The sequence below is a fragment of the Sulfurimonas sp. genome, from assembly GCF_029027585.1.
GTDB lineage: Bacteria > Campylobacterota > Campylobacteria > Campylobacterales > Sulfurimonadaceae > Sulfurimonas.
Genome location: NZ_CP093397.1, coordinates 890,984 through 909,278 on the forward strand (window position 1 = coordinate 890,984; position 18,295 = coordinate 909,278).

The 18,295-nt window shown below is 33.9% G+C and carries 11 protein-coding genes, 5 tRNA genes and 1 pseudogene; all 17 read right to left on the reverse strand.

Going from position 1 to position 18,295, the window contains the following annotated elements; all coding sequences use genetic code 11:
- The 17 genes and pseudogenes from rpoC to MOV50_RS04710 all read right to left on the reverse strand — a co-directional run bounded on the left by rpoC (position 1) and on the right by MOV50_RS04710 (position 18,292).
- Complete coding sequence (gene rpoC / locus MOV50_RS04630) at positions 1–4,518, reverse strand: DNA-directed RNA polymerase subunit beta' (RefSeq protein ID WP_321779236.1); 4,518 nt, start codon at positions 4,516–4,518, stop codon at positions 1–3.
- Positions 4,511–8,659, reverse strand: a complete 4,149-nt coding sequence (gene rpoB / locus MOV50_RS04635) for a DNA-directed RNA polymerase subunit beta (RefSeq protein ID WP_321779237.1) — start codon at positions 8,657–8,659, stop codon at positions 4,511–4,513. Before rpoB ends, rpoC begins: the two co-directional genes overlap by 8 nt.
- A 255-nt stretch (positions 8,660–8,914) precedes the next feature.
- A complete protein-coding gene (rplL, locus tag MOV50_RS04640) occupies positions 8,915–9,283 on the reverse strand; it encodes a 50S ribosomal protein L7/L12 (protein ID WP_321779238.1) in 369 nt (122 codons plus the stop codon).
- Positions 9,284–9,324: 41 nt separating this feature from the next.
- A complete protein-coding gene (rplJ, locus tag MOV50_RS04645; protein WP_321779239.1) occupies positions 9,325–9,810 on the reverse strand; it encodes a 50S ribosomal protein L10 in 486 nt (161 codons plus the stop codon).
- 136 nt (positions 9,811–9,946) lie between these two features.
- Positions 9,947–10,645 carry a 50S ribosomal protein L1 gene (rplA, locus tag MOV50_RS04650; protein ID WP_321779240.1) on the reverse strand — a complete coding sequence of 233 codons (699 nt, stop codon included), beginning with the start codon at positions 10,643–10,645 and terminating at the stop codon, positions 9,947–9,949.
- A gap of 82 nt (positions 10,646–10,727) precedes the next feature.
- A complete protein-coding gene (gene rplK / locus MOV50_RS04655) occupies positions 10,728–11,153 on the reverse strand; it encodes a 50S ribosomal protein L11 (protein WP_321779241.1) in 426 nt (141 codons plus the stop codon).
- Between the two features lie 86 nt (positions 11,154–11,239).
- Positions 11,240–11,766 (reverse strand): annotated as a pseudogene (gene nusG / locus MOV50_RS04660) (transcription termination/antitermination protein NusG).
- Between the two features lie 9 nt (positions 11,767–11,775).
- Positions 11,776–11,955, reverse strand: coding sequence for a preprotein translocase subunit SecE (secE, locus tag MOV50_RS04665; protein ID WP_321779242.1), 180 nt, complete (start codon positions 11,953–11,955; stop codon positions 11,776–11,778).
- 65 nt (positions 11,956–12,020) lie between these two features.
- Positions 12,021–12,096: transfer RNA gene (locus tag MOV50_RS04670), tRNA-Trp, on the reverse strand.
- Positions 12,097–12,133: 37 nt separating this feature from the next.
- Positions 12,134–12,286, reverse strand: a complete 153-nt coding sequence (gene rpmG / locus MOV50_RS04675) for a 50S ribosomal protein L33 (protein WP_321779243.1) — start codon at positions 12,284–12,286, stop codon at positions 12,134–12,136.
- A 61-nt stretch (positions 12,287–12,347) separates the two neighbouring features.
- The gene (gene tuf, locus MOV50_RS04680; RefSeq protein ID WP_321779244.1) at positions 12,348–13,547 is read right to left on the reverse strand and encodes an elongation factor Tu; all 1,200 of its coding nucleotides are present in this window, start codon (positions 13,545–13,547) and stop codon (positions 12,348–12,350) included.
- Positions 13,548–13,725: 178 nt separating this feature from the next.
- A tRNA-Thr gene (locus MOV50_RS04685) sits at positions 13,726–13,800 on the reverse strand.
- Between the two features lie 158 nt (positions 13,801–13,958).
- A tRNA-Gly gene (locus MOV50_RS04690) sits at positions 13,959–14,034 on the reverse strand.
- Between the two features lie 11 nt (positions 14,035–14,045).
- A tRNA-Tyr gene (locus MOV50_RS04695) sits at positions 14,046–14,130 on the reverse strand.
- 48 nt (positions 14,131–14,178) lie between these two features.
- Positions 14,179–14,255: transfer RNA gene (locus MOV50_RS04700), tRNA-Thr, on the reverse strand.
- A gap of 56 nt (positions 14,256–14,311) precedes the next feature.
- Complete coding sequence (locus MOV50_RS04705) at positions 14,312–16,234, reverse strand: HD domain-containing phosphohydrolase (protein WP_321779245.1); 1,923 nt, start codon at positions 16,232–16,234, stop codon at positions 14,312–14,314.
- A gap of 12 nt (positions 16,235–16,246) precedes the next feature.
- Positions 16,247–18,292, reverse strand: a complete 2,046-nt coding sequence (locus tag MOV50_RS04710) for an adenylate/guanylate cyclase domain-containing protein (RefSeq protein ID WP_321779246.1) — start codon at positions 18,290–18,292, stop codon at positions 16,247–16,249.
- Positions 18,293–18,295: the final 3 nt, after the last annotated feature.

Consider the following 18,295-nt stretch of genomic DNA (forward strand, 5'->3'; position numbering starts at 1 on the left):
CTATTCTTCTTCTGTATCAAAAACTATCTCTTGATCTTTATATATACCTGTTCCAACAGGAATAGTACGACCAATGATAACATTTTCTTTTAAGTCATTTAAATCATCAACTTTTGCAGAAACTGCTGCTTCTGTTAAAACTTTTGTTGTATCTTGAAATGACGCTGCTGAGATAATACTGTCTGCTGCAACTGCCGCTCTTGTAATACCAACTAAGAATGGCTCAGCAATCGCTGGACGACCGCCAAGACGAATGATTTTGTCATTTTCTATTTTAAATTTAGCTTTTGAAATCAAATCACCTTGAATAAACTTAGTATCACCAGATTTTACAATTCTGATTTGTCTTAGCATCTGAGTAAAAATAACTTCAATATGCTTATCGGCAATATTAACACCTTGAGAACGATAAACTTGCTGAACTTCAGATACTAGGTAGTTATAAAGTGCTTTAACACCCATAATACGAAGTAATTCATGTGAAGATATAATACCAGTAGTCAATCGTTCACCAGCATGAACAAAGTCACCAAGAGCAACAACTGATTCATGAGATTTATCAACAAAATATTCTTTAACAATTCCATTCTCAGATGCTATTACAATACGAACTTTACCACGAAGAGGTTTTCCAAAACTAACTGTTCCATCAATTTCTGATATAAGAGCTGTCGCTTTTGGACGACGACCTTCAAATAACTCACTTACTCGTGGAAGACCACCAGTTATATCTGATGATTTTTGAAGTGCTTTTGGTGTTTTAGCAATTAAATCTGCGATTTTAACATTCTGTCCATCTTCAATAAATAGAGATGATTTTGCTTCAATAGCATATCTTAAAACTTCCCCATCTTCTGTTGCTAAAACAATAGAAGGTTTATAGTCTGCTGATATATGATCATTTATCATTAAACGCGTTTTACCAGTAAGTTCATCCATCTGTTCTGTTGCAGTAGTTCCGATGATAATATCTTCATACTTAACAACACCATTTGCCTCAGATATAACAGGATTTGAGTATGGATCCCACTCTGCTATTACAGTTGATTCATCATTTTTTGGTTTTGCTATAAGTGTAGATGATTCAACTTCAGAATTATCATCTGCAACAATAACAGAACCACGAGCGATATAGTGTCTTATTGCTTCACGGTTGTTTGAATCAACAACAGTTGCAAATAGACCTTTTTCTACTACTTCATATCCAGCTTTCATACCTTCAAATCTCTCTAGATAATCACCTTTAAGTAAAAAGTACTTAACTATACCATCTTCTTTTGAAAGTATTTTTTGAGTTACGGGGGCTCCATCTTTAACTGAAATTTCTGATGCGTAAGGAATACGAGAAGGTATATTCCAAGCGTCTTTAATTGTTTCAACTATCGACTCAGCTTCCGTAATTTCTGAACCATTTTCATAAGGAAAATAGTATTTACCTTCAACCTGTCCAGCGACTCCTGCTAACTCATTTGCTTTTGCAATTTCAACTTTACGAAGTGAGTAACGGACAGTTTCATCTTTACCAACAATACTTACAATTACTTCATCATGTACAGTTTGAACTTCAAACTTACCAGCAAATGGAGCTTTGATTTTTGGTTCAACTAAAAGTACAGCAGCATTTCTTCTGTTTGCTACTATGTTTTTACCCTCTTTAGAGATATAAGTTTTAACATTATAGTAACGGATAAAACCTTCTCTAGATGCTACAACTTGACGCTCTTGAGCAGTAGAAGATGCAGTTCCACCAACATGGAATGTTCTAAGAGTAAGCTGTGTACCAGGTTCACCAATACTTTGAGCAGCAATAATTCCAACTGCTTCACCTCTACGAACAATATGCCCAGTTGCAAGATTTACACCATAACATAAAGCACAAATGCCACCTTCGCTTTTACAAGTAGTAGGAGTTCTAATATGTGCAGTTTTTATACCAGCTTCTGCTATAATTTTCGCACTAACTTCATCTAGTAAAGTTCCCTCAGCAAACAAAATCTCATTTGAAATAGGATCAATAACATCATCAGCTAAAACTCTACCATTTAGTCTATCTTCTAAAGATTCTATTAAAGTATTTTGGTCGGAAATATCTGAAATTTCTATACCTTCGTGAGTATGACAGTCATGCTCAACTATCTTAACATTTTGCGCAACATCAACAAGTTTACGAGTTAAGTAACCAGCATTTGCTGTTTTAAGTGCAGTATCGGCAAGACCTTTTCTAGCACCGTGAGTTGAAATGAAGTACTCAATAATATTAAGTCCCTCTTTAAAGTTAGAGATAATTGGTGTTTCAATAATATCACCAGAAGGTTTAGCCATAAGACCACGCATTCCAGCTAACTGACGAATCTGTGCAGCCGAACCACGAGCACCAGAATCAGCCATCATATGGATTGAGTTAAAACCTTCTTTATCATTTTGAACAAGTTCCATCATCTGAGTCGCTAGAGTATTATTTGTATCTGTCCAAACATCGATAATTTTATTATATCTTTCTTGTTCTGTTAAAAGACCAGCTTCAAATTGTTTTTGAATCTCTGCAACTTTATTTTTAGAAGAAGCTATTTTTTCTTCTTTTGTAGAAGGAATTCTTATATCATCGATAGAGATAGAAACACCAGCTTCAGTAGCATGTTTAAAACCTAAATCTTTTAGCTTATCTAAAAATCCAGAAGTAATACCTATACCACCATGTTTTTGAACATAATCAACAACTTCATTGATATACTTTTTCTTCATAACTCTATTCCAAAGTTCTATAGGAACAAAATCAGGAATAACTGCTTTTAATAACATACGCCCAACAGTAGTATGAATGATTCTACCATCAATTCTAGTTCTAACTTTTGCATGTAAATCAAGAGCATCATTTTCTAAAGCAATATTAACTTCATCTACATTTGCAAATAATTTATTTGAACCTTTTACTCCATTTTTCTCTAGTGTTATATAGTAAATTCCAAGAACCATATCCTGTGAAGGAGTAGCAATAGCCTTACCAGAAGCTGGTAAAAGTATATTCATAGATGCCAACATAAGAACTTTAGCTTCAGCAATTGCTGCAGAGCTTAAAGGTATATGTACAGCCATTTGATCCCCATCAAAATCGGCATTAAATGCAGCACAAACTAAAGGGTGAAGCTGAATAGCTTTACCATCAATTAGTTTAGGGTGAAAGGCTTGAATAGAAAGTTTATGCAGTGTTGGTGCACGGTTAAGTAGTATAGGATAACCATCAACTATCTCAGCTAAACATTCCCAAACTTCATTTGTTTTAGCTTCTATCATTTTTTTAGCAGCTTTTACAGTTGTAGCATAACCTTTGTCTTCAAGTTTAGCAATAAGATGTGGCTTAAATAGCTCAAGAGCCATTTTTTTAGGTAGTCCACACTCATCCATAGCTAAATATGGTCCAACAACAATTACAGAACGACCAGAAAAATCAACTCTTTTTCCAAGTAAGTTTTGACGGAAACGCCCTTGCTTACCTTTAATGATTTCACTTAAAGATTTAAGTGGTCTTTTGTTAGCACCTTTTACAGCATTAGCACGACGACCATTATCAAATAATGCATCTACAGACTCTTGAAGCATTCTTTTTTCATTTCTTACGATGATTTCTGGAGCTTCAAGTTCAACTAATCGTTTAAGTCTTTGGTTACGGTTTATTACACGACGGTAAAGGTCATTTACATCAGAAACAGCAAATTTACCACCATCTAAAGAAACTAGAGGTCTTAAATCTGGTGGAAGAACAGGTAAAACTGTTAACATCATCCATGCTGGATTGTTTCCACTATTTAAAAATGACTCAATAACTTTAAGTCTTTTTGCGATAGTTTTTCTTTTAGCTTCACTTTTTGTAAGTTCTATATCTTCTTTAAGTTGAGTAAATAAATCAACCAAATCAATAGAATCAAGTAAGTCACGAACAACTTCTCCACCCATACGAGCTTTAAAACCAAGTGCGTCAAATCTTTGAACTAGTGTTCTATATTGTTCTTCGTTTAAAACATCATATTTTAAAACTGGAGTTTTTGCTTCAGCATCATAATATGCTTCGCCACCACTCTCAACAATATATGCTTCATAATAAAGTACGCGCTCAAGGTCTTTCATCTTGATACCAAGAAGAGTACCAATACGAGAAGGTAAAGAAGAAACATACCAAATGTGTGCAACAGGAGTTACAAGTTCGATATGACCCATACGGTTTCGTCGAACTTTTGTACTTGTTACTTCAACACCACATTTTTCACAAACTACGCCTTTATAGCGCATCTTTTTGTATTTACCACAAAGACACTCATAATCTCGTACTGGTCCAAAAATCTTTGCACAAAAAAGTCCATCACGCTCTGGTTTAAGGGTACGATAGTTAATAGTTTCAGGCTTTTTTACTTCACCATGACTCCAAGACATTACCTTCTGGGGAGAAGCTAAACGAAATTGTAGCTTTTTAATATCTTTAGGTCTTTTATCTTCTGTTACTTCAATAGGTACTAATTTACTCATCGTCTTCCACCTCGTCAAAAATCTCTACATCAAGCGCTAATGCTTGAAGCTCTTTTGTTAATACAAATAATGTTTCAGGGATACCAGAAGGTGGGATTAACTCACCTTTAGTAATCGCTTTATAAGCACGAACACGCCCATCAACATCATCTGATTTAATAGTTAACATCTCTTTTAAAACTGCAGATGCCCCATAAGCTTCAAGAGCCCATACTTCCATCTCTCCAAATCTCTGACCACCAAATAGTGCTTTACCACCAACTGGTTGTTGAGTTACAAGTGAATATGGTCCAGTTGAACGAGCATGAATCTTTTCATCAACTAAGTGATGAAGTTTAAGAATATACATATAACCTACATTTACTCTTTCTTTAATCTTCTCACCTGTTAAACCGTTATAAAGTACAGTTTTACCATCAGCATCCATTTGCGCTAGTTCAAACAACTTATCAAACTCTGCTTGATTTACACCTTCAAAAATTGGAGTAGCAAATCTAACACCACCTTTAGCCCAATCTCTAGCGTATCCTAAAAATTTCTCATCATTCATATCACCAATTACTTTTACTGCATTCATCATGCCAGCAACATCAGCAATTGAAATCATTTTTTTTCTAAGAGTATCTATAAAATCTTTTTGTTTTGTTTCAAATTGCTCTAATATTTGGTTACCAAGTTCACGACCTGCCATACCTAGATGCATCTCTAAAATTTGTCCAATATTCATACGAGATGGAACACCTAGAGGATTTAAACAAACATCAACGCTTCTTCCATCTTCCATATAAGGCATATCAACTTCAGGAACTATAATGGAAACGATACCTTTATTTCCATGCCGTCCAGCCATCTTATCACCAACTTTTAGTTGGCGTTTTGTTGCTATATAAACTTTTACATACTTAACAACGCCATTTGCTAAAATATCGTCTTTTTCTAAGATATTGAGTTTTTCTTCATGTTCATCTCTAAAAAGTCTTTTTTCTTTTTGAAAATAATTTTTAGTTTTATTGTATTCATCTTGAATCGTTTGAGAAAAAGATTTAACAATAGCGTTCATTGCAAAACGATTTACTTCAACTAAATCATCAGCATTTATAATATCTCCGTTTTTATACTCAGTTTCACCAATTTTAATATCGGAAATTAGTGCCTCTTTTGTTAAAAGTTTAGAAACACGAAGCATCTCTTCTTTATCTATCATAAGAAGACGGTCATAATGCTCTCGCTCTAAATAATCTCTCTCTTCTTTTTCAAGTTCTAATGCTCTTGCATCTTTGTCATAACCTTTTTTAGTAAAGATTTTAACATCAACTATAATTCCTTCCATAGATGGAGGACAATAAAGTGATTTGTTAATAACATGACCAGCTTTTTCTCCAAAAATTGCACGAAGCAATCGTTCTTCTGGAGTTGGTTTAACTTCACCTTTTGGAGAAACTTTACCAACTAAAATCATGCCACCACTTACTTCAGTACCAATTTTAACTATACCACTCTCATCAAGATGAACTAACTCATCATCTCTAACATTAGGAATGTCACGAGTAATCTCTTCAACACCATGTTTAAGTTCTCTAGCTTCAAGCTCTTTTTCATAAATATGAACTGATGTAAAAGCATCTTTACGAATTAACCTCTCTGAGATAACAATAGCATCTTCAAAGTTAAATCCATTCCAAGGCATAAAAGCAACCATCGCATTAACACCAAGTGCTAACTCTCCTTGATCCATATTCGGACCATCTGCAATAACTTGACCTTTTACAACTTTTTGTCCAACATTTACTATTGGTTTTTGAGAGAAAGATGTATTTTGATTTGTACGAAGATTTTTTGTTAATGGATAATAATCTATATATATCTCACTATCTTCTTCGCCCATAACATAGATATGTTTACCATCTACTTTTTCAACTATACCAGCTCTTTTAGCTTTTACACATTCCCAAGCATCTCTTGCAACAAGTTTTTCAACACCTGTTCCAACCATTGGTGAAGTTGGTCTTAAAAGTGGCACTGCTTGACGCTGCATATTTGAACCCATCAGAGCACGATTGGCATCATCATGTTCTAAGAATGGAATAAGTGAAGCTGCTACACCTACAACCATATGAGAAGAAAGGTCAGCATATTCACACTCACTAGCTGGACGATTTAAAATTTCACCATCTTGTCTAACTGTAACTATATTACTAATAAACTGACCATCTTTATCTAGCTTATTTGAAGCAGCAGCAATTTTCACGCCCTCTTCTTGAGTAGCTGTAAGATAAATTATTTCATCAGTAATTTTTCCATCTTTCATAACTTTATAAGGAGCTTCAATAAAACCATGTGCATTTACTTTTGCATAAGTAGCAAGCGTATTGATAAGACCAATATTTTGACCCTCTGGAGTTTCAACTGGACAAATTCTACCATAGTGAGTTGGATGAACATCACGAACTTCAAACCCAGCTCTTTCTTTAACCAGACCACCTTCTCCTAGTGCTGAAAGACGACGCTTATGAGTAACTTCAGATAGTGGATTTGTTTGATCCATAAACTGAGAAAGTTGCCCACCAGAGAAAAATTCCATAATTGTTGAAGTAATCATTTTTGAGTTTATTAAATCATGTGGCATTAACTCCGACATAACTCCACTCATAGTTGAAAGTTTATCACGAATTGCTTTTTGCATTTTAATAAGTCCATTATGTAACTCATTACCTAAAAGCTCACCAATTGAACGAATACGTCGATTACCAAGATGATCTCTATCATCAATATGACCTTGACCATTTTTAACTTTAATAACATACTTAACAGAGTTAATAATATCTTCATGAGTTAAAACAGTTACATATTCTGGAATATCTAACCCAAGTTTATGATTCATTTTCATACGACCAACTTTAGTTAAGTCATATCTTTCTGGATCAAAGAAAAGTTGGTTTACAAAGATTTTTGCAGCTTCTTTTGTTACAGGTTCACCTGGACGCATAACTTTATATATACGAATCGCAGCTAAATCATTTTCATCTTCAATTTCTTCAGTTTGTTTTAGAAGTTTAAGAGAATCAGCATCTGCATTAAAGGCATTGATTATAGAACTATCTACTCCATTTGCTAAATCATTAGCAATTTTAAATTCACTTACGCCAATTTCTGCCATCTTTTTAAGTTTTGTTTCATCTATATGAGTCATCGTGTCAAAAAGAATTTCACCAGTTTGTGGATCTATAATAGGCTCTGCTAGATAACGCTCAAGAAGAGTTTCAAGAGGATACTCAACTGATTTAAGTCCATCTTCTATAAACTTTTGGGCTTTTTTAACTGAGAGTCTTTTTCCAGCAGTAATAAGAGTGTTTCCATCTGTATCAACTAAATCAAAAACCAATCTTGAAGCAAAATCACTAGGATTGAAATCGATTGAAAATTTATTTTCATCTATACTAATTGTTTGAATAGGATAAAAAAGTTTTAATATATCTTGCTTAGAATAACCTAAAGCACGAAACATAATCGTAATAGGAACTTTACGACGCTTGTTGATTCTCATATATAAAATATCTTTTGGATCATACTCAAAGTACAACCAAGAACCACGGTCTGGAATAATTTGTCCAGTATATATAAGCTTATTTCCAGCTGTTGTTGATTGTTCTTCTTTAAAAATTACACCAGGAGAACGGTGAAGTTGGTTTACAACAACACGCTCAACACCATTAATAATAAATGATGTTCTGTCTGTCATAAGCGGAATATCACGAACAAAAATATTTTGTTCTTTGATATCTTTTACACCAAGTTTTTCTTTAGTGTTTTCATCTCTATCCCATAGTACAAGGCGAGTCTTCATTCTTAAACTAACAGCGTAAGTAAGACCACGCTCCATACATTCTCTAACAGTATATTTCTGATTTGCTATTTCACTTCCAAGGTACTCAACAGTAAGTCTGTTTTGAGTGTCATGAATAGGAAAAACTGATTGAAATACTGTTTCAATACCACTTTCTGATCTATCTTTTGCATTTAGCATTAAAAACTTATCATATGAACTTTGTTGAAGTTGTAGTAAGTTTGGTACTTCTATCTGTTGAGGAGTTTTTGAGAAGTCTACACGAAGACGATTTCCGGAGTATAAAGTGTTTAACATTAGGGTACCTCGAATTGTTAATTAACTTAATCATTTTGACTAAGAGGGGTATCTATACTAAGCGTCCTTAGATAGATTTAGTTACAGTGCTTATAAACGACATAAGGGCACTTTTGCAAAGAGGTCGAAATCTCTTCGCAAAAGCGCCCGCTTAAAAGGATACATAGAAAAAGAGTTTACCAACTTTCATTTAGTGAAAGTTGGCATAATGCTTTAGCAAAAAATTCTTTTTCTATGACAGGTCTTTAGACCTAGTTATTTAACTTCTACAGTTGCACCAGCTTCTTCTAGAGTAGCTTTTGCTTCAGCAGCAGTATCTTTATCTACACCTTCTTTGATTGTAGATGGTAACTCTTCACAAGCAGTTTTTGCTTCTTTAAGTCCTAAGCCAGTTAAAGCACGAACAGCTTTAATAACACTGATTTTCTTAGCACCAACATTAGTTAATACTACATCAAATTCAGTTTTCTCAGCAGCAGCTTCACCAGCTACAGCTCCACCAGCTACAGCAACAGGTTGTGCAGATACACCAAATTTTTCTTCAAATTCTTTTACAAGCTCAGAAAGCTCAAGTACAGATAGTCCAGAAATAAATTCTAATACGTCTTCTTTAGTTACAGCCATGTGTAATTCCTTAATTTTATTTTATTAATATTGTTAACTGCTTACGCAGCTTCTTCTTCTTTTTTCTCTTTAAGAGCATTAAGTCCGATAGTAAAGTTTGCAATAGGTGCCATCCAAGTAGCAGCAAGCATTCCAAGAAGCTCATCACGGCCTGGAAGTTTAGCAAATGCTTCAACTTTAGCAGTGTCAGCAACTTCACGATCAATATAAGCAGACTTAATTACAAATTTTTCATTATCTTTAGCGAATTCAGAAACTACTTTAGAAGTAGCAACAGAATCTTCACCCCAAATAAGAATATTTGTATCTTGTAATTCAACTCCTATTAAATCAGCATTTTTCAGTGCAAGTACTGCTAAAGTGTTTTTAACAACTTGTACTTTTGCTTCTTTTTCACGAGCAATCTTTCTTAAACCTTCAAGTTCAACAACGCTTAAACCTTTGTAATCACAAAAGATTACAGATTGAGCAGTTTTGAATTCACTTGAAAGAACTTCAATAATTTCAGCTTTTTGTGTTTTTGTCATAGAATTTTCTCCTTTCCAGACAACACTTCAAACAGGATATATTAAGCCTCACGACTCCCGTTATCTTTAGTCCATAAAATGCAGTTACTAACGAAGTAACTTTATAGTGCCCTAAATATAGGACACTAAAAACTACTTATTTTGCTTTTATATCAGCAACTTCGTTTAAATCAAGTTTAACAGCTGGACTCATAGTTAAACTAAGAGCTGCATTTTTGATATAACGACCTTTTGCAGAAGCTGGCTTTTGTTTATTAATTGCAGCAAGAAAAGAAGTTAAATTCTCAGCAATTTGAGCTGAATCAAAACTTGCTTTTCCAATACCTGCATGAATATTACCTTTTTTATCAACTCTAAAGTTAACTTGTCCACCCTTAACATTTTTAATAGCAGTTGCAACATCTGGAGTTACAGTTCCTGTTTTAGGGTTCGGCATTAAACCTTTTGGTCCAAGGATACGACCAATCTGTCCAACAAGTCCCATACAATCTGGAGCAGCAACAACAACATCAAAGTTAAAGATTCCTGCTTTAATATCAGCTACTAAATCATCAGTACCAACTATATCAGCACCTGCTGCTTTAGCTTCATCAGCTTTAACACCTTTTGCAAAAACTGCAACACGAACTGTTTTGCCAGTTCCATTTGGAAGTACAATAGCACCACGAACCATTTGATCAGCATGACGAGGATCAACATTTAAGTTCATTGCAATTTCAATAGTTTCATCAAACTTTGCACTTTTCAAATTTTTTACCGTTTCTGATGCTTCTACGATACCGTATGCTTTTGTATTATCAAATTTTTCTAATAATTGTTTATATCTTTTACTCATTTTCAAATTCTCCTATGAAATTCTTCCACAAAATTTTAAATCATTGTGGTTATGATTAATAGTAAGGTTTTTACACCAACTATTAGTCTACTATTTCTACACCCATTGATCTTGCTGTACCTGAAATAGTATTTGCTGCCATCTCTAAGTCATCAGTATTTAAATCAACAATTTTTCTCTCAACAACTTCCATTAACTGAGCACGAGTTAATTTCCCAACTTTATTTTTAATAGGGTTATCTGTACCTTTTTTAAGGTTCGCAGCTTTAAGTATTAATGCTGCTGCTGTTGGTTGCTTTGTAATAAATGTAAAACTTCTATCAGAATATACTGTGATTACAGTAGGAACTTTAAAGCCCATTAAATCTTTTGTTTTTTCATTAAATGCTTTAGTGAATTCCATGATATTAACACCGCGTTGACCTAGTGCTGGTCCAACTGGTGGAGCAGGATTTGCTTTACCAGCATCAATTTGTAGGTTTATGTAACCTGTTATTTTCTTTGCCATATTTATTTCCTTGTTCTATTTTATTGTCGTTTTTAGACTGTGCTAAACTTAAATTTCAAAAAAATCTAAATTTAGCACAGTAATATTTATATAATTTTCTCTACCTGAGTATAAGAAATATCCACTGGAGTTGCTCTTCCAAAAATAGATACATTTAGTTTTAGAGTTCCATGTTCTAAATCATACTCATCTACAGTTGCTGTAAAGTTTGCGAATGGGCCTTCAATAATACGAACAGTTTCTCCATTATCAAAAAATACTTTGGTTTTGGAGCAGCACGATTATTTACACGATCTAAGATTACATTAATATCATGCTCACTAAGTGGTGTTGGAATATTTGCTTCGCCAATAAAACCTGAAACTTTTGGTAGTGATTGGATTAAATGTTGAACTTCAGTATTTAGGTCAATATTTGCAAAAACATATCCAGAATATAAAGAGCGTTCTGTTATCTTTTTTTTACCATCTTTTACTTCGATAACATCTTCAGTAGGAACTATTACTTCTGCTATAAAGTCTTGCAAACCCATCTCTTCTATCATATTTAAGATTGCATCTCTTACTAGTCTATCGTTTCCATAAGTCTGGATTGAGTACCATTGATGTGCCATATCTATCCCTTAACCTAAAATCGCTGACATAACTGATGACATTAGTAAGTCAACTAAAGCTAAAAAAGCTGCTATTACAGTAACTACAATAATAACAGAAATATAAGCTTGTTTAACTTGTCCTTTTGTAGGAAAAATTACCTTCGCTAGTTCTGATTTTGCGTTTCTTATATGTAAACCTAAATTCATCAAACATTCCTAATAAAGTGCATTAATTATTAATAAAGCTCTGTAGCTTTACTAATAATTAATGATGGCAGGCACAGGGGGACTCGAACCCGCAACACCCGGATTTGGAATCCGGTGCTCTACCATTGGAGCTATGCGCCTAAAGTGAAACCTACTTGCAGTAAGTTCCAGACTTTTGTTACAGTTTCATCTCTTTGTGAACAGTATGTTCACGACAAAATTTACAATATTTTTTTACTGAGAATTTTTCAGTATGTATTTTTTTATTTTTAGTTGTGTGATAGTTTCTTCTAGTACATTTCTCACAACCTAAGTGAATTGCTTCTCTCATTTTAATTTACCTTTAAATTCCAAAATGGGCTTCACCCATTTTGGTTATAGTATAGATGTTATTATTTTATAATCTCTGCAACAACACCAGCACCAACTGTTCTACCACCTTCACGGATAGCGAACTTAGTACCTTGTTCCATTGCAATTGGGTGGATAAGTTCAGCAGTAATACTAACATTATCACCTGGCATAACCATTTCTGTACCTTCTGGTAAAGTGATTGCACCTGTAACATCAGTTGTACGAACATAAAACTGAGGACGGTAACCGTTAAAGAATGGAGTATGTCTTCCACCTTCATCTTTACTTAGTACATAAATCTCAGCAGTAAATGTAGTGTGAGGAGTAATTGTACCTGGCTTACAAAGTACTTGACCACGCTCAACATCGTCTTTACCTATACCACGAACTAGAACACCACAATTATCACCTGCAACGCCCTCATCCATTTCTTTACGGAACATTTCAATACCAGTAACAGTAGTTTTTTGAGTATCTCTAATACCTACGATTTCTATTTCTTCACCGATTTTAACAGTACCACGCTCGATACGCCCAGTAACAACTGTACCACGACCAGAAATTGAAAAAACATCTTCAACAGGCATTAAGAAATCTTTATCAGTTTCACGAACTGGTTCAGGAATATACTCATCAACTTGTTTCATTAGTTCTTGAATTTTTGCTGACCACTCACCAAGAGTACCAGTTTTAGCTTCTTCAAGAGCCATAGTTGCAGAACCAGCTACGATTGGAGTATCGTCACCTGGGAAGTCATACATATCTAATAGTTCACGGATTTCCATCTCTACTAGTTCCATAAGTTCTTCATCATCAACCATATCTTCTTTGTTCATGAAAACAACGATATATGGAACACCAACTTGCTTAGAAAGAAGGATATGCTCACGAGTTTGAGGCATAGGACCATCAGCTGCAGAAACAACTAAAATAGCACCATCCATTTGTGCAGCACCTGTAATCATGTTCTTAACATAATCCGCGTGACCTGGACAATCAACATGCGCATAGTGACGAATGTCAGTTTCATACTCAACATGTGATGTAGCGATAGTAATACCACGCTCTCTTTCTTCTGGAGCATTATCTATTTGATCATAGTCCATAAGTTCTGCACCATTTGTTACTGCTAATACTGCAGTAATTGCTGCTGTTAATGTTGTTTTACCATGATCAACGTGACCAATAGTACCAATGTTTACATGCGGTTTATTACGCTCAAACTTTTCTTTTGCCATAGTGTCCTCCGACTTTAATTGTGAATTGAAACGGGATTATACCCAAAAATCATTCAATTATTGCTTAACTTTCCTAAAGTATTCTCAAAAAGTTTACTTTTTGTAGCTTTAGGGGGTTGTAGGGACTAAAGTCCATGCTAATAAAATGGTCTTTTGCTCATTTTATTATTTACAACAATGGTGCTGACGGTGGGATTTGAACCCACGGCCTCTTACTTACCAAGCAAGTGCTCTACCCCTGAGCCACGACAGCTCTTGTGCGCAATACTAAGCAATAATTGCATAATTTTTTATTTCAGTACTAGTTTTTTGTGATTAGTTTTAAAGCTATATAGATATCTATATAATATACTATATATGAAGTTAATTCGTTGAAATTGTACTTCAGCTTCCAGAAGATAATTGGTTCAATGGAGCGGGAGACGAGATTCGAACTCGCGACAGCCTGCTTGGAAGGCAGGAACTCTAGCCACTGAGTTACTCCCGCAGCTTCATTGATGGTGGTGAGAAGAGGAGTCGAACCTCTGAACCCATAGGGAGCAGATTTACAGTCTGCCGTCGTTGGCCACTTGACTATCTCACCATTTGTAATTATATCTGGTCTAACACTGTTTCTAATATTCTATTTCAATGGTGCTGACACGAGGATTTGAACCCCGGGCCTGTTGATTACAAATCAACTGCTCTAGCCAACTGAGCTATGTCAGCATCGAAATTGAGTCAGAATTATAGTGCAAAATATTTTCAATGTCAAGAGATATTTACTAAAATTTTATAAAATCTTCATCTTTTAAAATAATAGGCTTCCATTTACCACAATATTGCTCTATTTCTTTAACAACTTTATCTAAAAAAGTTGGTTTAATATGATTTATATATAAGTTCACATCATCTCTTTTTAACTCTTTTAATGCATCAAAAAGTAATTTTGGAGTTAAATGTTTAGAGTCAAATGCAAGTTTTGGCATATCTGAAGGGAAAGAACATTCTATAACCATAGATGCTATATCTTTATTGTTTTGAATAATCTCTATTACATTATCTAAATCATAAGTATCTGCTGTTATTAAAACAGAGCTGTCATCTTTTTTATATATATAACCACAGCTTGGAACTGTATGATCTGTTTTAAAAGCTTTAATCGACTCACCACTTCCTATGCTGTACTCTTTATCTAGTTCTATTTCGGTGTATGTTAATGATGCGTCACTTGAGCCTTTTAATGATATTTTTGAAAAATCAGGCCAAATCAAGTCATTGAAAAAATGTTTCTTTAGTGCTTTGATAGTTTGAGGAAGAGCCATAATATTTAATGTTTTTTCTCTAATAGAGTAATAATTATCAAGTATAGATGCTATATCACTAATATGGTCAAGATGAGAATGAGTCAGCCAAATATTTTCTATATCTGCTGATTCTTCATTCATTGTTACGAGTACATTCCCAGCATCTATGACATTTTTATCATTTAAATAAAATGAACTTGTTCCAAAACCTTTAGCTCTTGTTCCATATGCTCCAAGAATTTTAATCTTTTTCTCATTCAGATTTTCTTTCACAACTTGTTCTTGATACTCATCTTTAAAATGTTCTCTTATCGCAAGTATCTCTTCTAAGTTTGTAAAAAATAGGTCCATGAGTTTAGGGTCAAAATGCTCCCCTCTTTCTTCTTTAAAAAGTTTAAATATCTTCTCATCACTCCATGCTTTTTTATAAACTCTATCTGAACCTAATGCATCAAAAACATCTGCTAAGGCTGTTATGCGTCCATATAGATGAATCTCTTCACCTTTAAGTCCATTTGGATAACCTTTTCCATTCCATTTTTCATGATGTTCATAAGCTACTATTGCTGCAGCTTTGAGTAATGGTCTATCTGAATTTTTAATCATGCCAAAGCCAAGTTCAGCATGAGTATCCATGATTTTTCTCTCCTCCGCATTAAATCTACCTGGTTTTTTTAAAACTGCATCTGGAATTGCAATTTTTCCAATATCGTGCATAGGAGAAGCTTGTTTTAAAAGCTCAGCCTCTTTTTCATCCATACCATATGCAAGACCTAAAATTTTAGAATACTCAGCAACTCTTTTTACATGATTTCCTGTTTCTTTACTTCGACTCTCACCAATCGCTCCCATGGTAAAAACAACTTCTTTTTGTGTATCTTCTATCTCATTTGTCAATCTTGCAGATACTAGAGTTTCAGCAGCGTAAGTACTAGCCAACATTAGGCGTTCCATATCTCTACCATCAAAAATACCTTTAGCACCTTTATGATTTATAACTTGAAATGCCCCTATGATTTCATCATCATTATCAAACATAGGAATAACCATCATGCTTTTTGTAACATAGCCTGTTTTTTTATCTATTTCTGGATTAAATCTATCATCTTCATAAACATCATCTATTAAAATCTTTTTTTGAGTTGAGATTGCACTTCCTACAATTCCAGAATCCATAGGCAGTCTTATAGCATCCATGCCATGCGCTACTTTTGTCCATATTTCTTGTTTTTCTTCATCAACAATCCATACAGTACATCTATCAGAAGATGTCAAAGCTCGACCCATATTCGCTAAAACCATTATAATTTCGTCGTACTCTCTTAAAGAAGATACTTCTGTCAAATAGGTAAATATAAGTTGTAATATTTCATTTGCACCCAAACTTCTTGCATGTTTCATAATCTATTCTCCCTACTTTGTAGTCATTTTATGGATGCCCCACAATTGTCCATCTTTTATATTCTTTAAAAAAAACTTTGATGGATTATCATCATACTTATCAACCAAAGAACTAAATAGCATCTGTGCTTCTTCAAGCTTATCGCTCTTGTAAACACTCAATGCTTTATCATACAACTCTTTAATAGTTTTTGATTCATCATCATTTTTCATCAGTTGATAAAGAAGCACCGCCTCTTCTTTACCTTTGACTTTAACTGGTTCTATTTCTCTATATATAAACTCTTCACTTATTTTTGCTACTGTAAACTCAGTTATCAAAATATCAACACCATAGTTTTTTGTTAAACCCTCTACTCTAGATGCTAGATTGACTCCATCGCCAATAACCGTATAGTTAAATCTACTATCAGAACCCATATTTCCTACAACCACCTCTGCTGTATTTATACCGATACCAATTTTGATAGCGTTAATGTTTTCTTTTTCTAGTTCAACATTTAAAATCTCTAATCTTTGAATCATTTCTAAAGCAGTTGTACAAGAGGCATCTGCGTGTTTTTTTATATTAACAGGTGCATTGAAAAATGCCATAACAGCATCTCCTATATATTTATCAAGCATTCCACCATTTTCTAAAACAGAATTTGTCATTGGTGTAAAATATCTATTTAAAAGGTTAATCAAACTTACAGGGTCCATAGACTCTGAGATAGTAGTAAACCCACGAATATCGCTAAATAAGATACTAAGTTCTTTACTCTCTCCACCTAAACTCAAAGCATCTGGGTTAGCTATGAGTTGGTCAAGTAAATCACCAGACAGATAAGAGGAAAAAGCCCCTCTCATAAACTTTGAACTTTTTTCTTGAATATTAAATGCCACTGCTTCAACTGCAACTAAACTCAAAAATAAGGAAATAAGAGGATAAAAAAGGTCGATATAAATCATTTGTTCTACAAATAAATACCTTATATAAACATATAAAAGTAAATATACACTAATATTTACAGCCGCTCTATGTAAAATCTTTTTAAATACAAAAATCAATAAAAATGGAAGTAGAACCATAAAAACTATAAGATATAAAGTTACATTTTTCGGCTCTCTAATTAGATGATTTTCTAAAAAATTTGAAATAAAAGTATAGTGAAGCAAAGGTCCTGGTATAGAACCAATAGGTGTACTTACCACATCACCCGCACCAACTTCTGTTATACCAAGTACAACGATTTTTCCTTTAAAATATTCTGGTTTTATAATGCCCTTAGCCACATCTAAAAAAGATACTATTTTATATTGCTCTTCATTATAAAAGTTTAATCTAATTAAACCCTCACTATTAAGTGGAATCTCTTTCTCCCCTATTTTTACACGATAATCATCAACTCTCTGAATATCTTCATTAAGTTTTAGTCTTAATCCCTGAACACCCAAAGATGGATATAAAAGGTTTTGAAAATACATAGAAATTGGATAAGCTCGAAGTTTATCATCACTCGCTCTAACTGTTGAAAAACTCCCTGACATTGTGCAAGATTCTAAAATACTCAAAATATTTATCTCTGCAAAAGGAGCTGAAGCAAAATTTGGCTTAGAATATTGTGCTATTTGAGATTGAAGCAGGTCTAAAGATGAGTCACTCAAGATATCAAGCTCATCATCAGTTATATCTTGAGTAGCATTATTTCTTAAAAAAAAGCCACATACACTTGCATTTAAAGAACTAAGTGACTCCCCTAGTATGCTGTCTTGTCCCAATGTTGTTGGTTCTGAAAAAATCATATCCATCAAAACTACATCTGCTTGGACTAAGGCATCTATGCCTTTTGCTAATTTTTCTCTATCCCATGGCCATCTACCATATTCATTTACGCTAGGTTCATCAACTGCAACAAAAACTATGTTTGGATTTGGTTTTTTTTCTTGAAGATCGAAATTTACATCATTAAAACGAAGAGAAAAACTCTCAAATGGCTCTACTTTATATATTTGAAGTAAAAGAGTTAATATCAATATAGGTATTAAAACACCAAGATAAAGAGCTTTTTCTTTCATTTA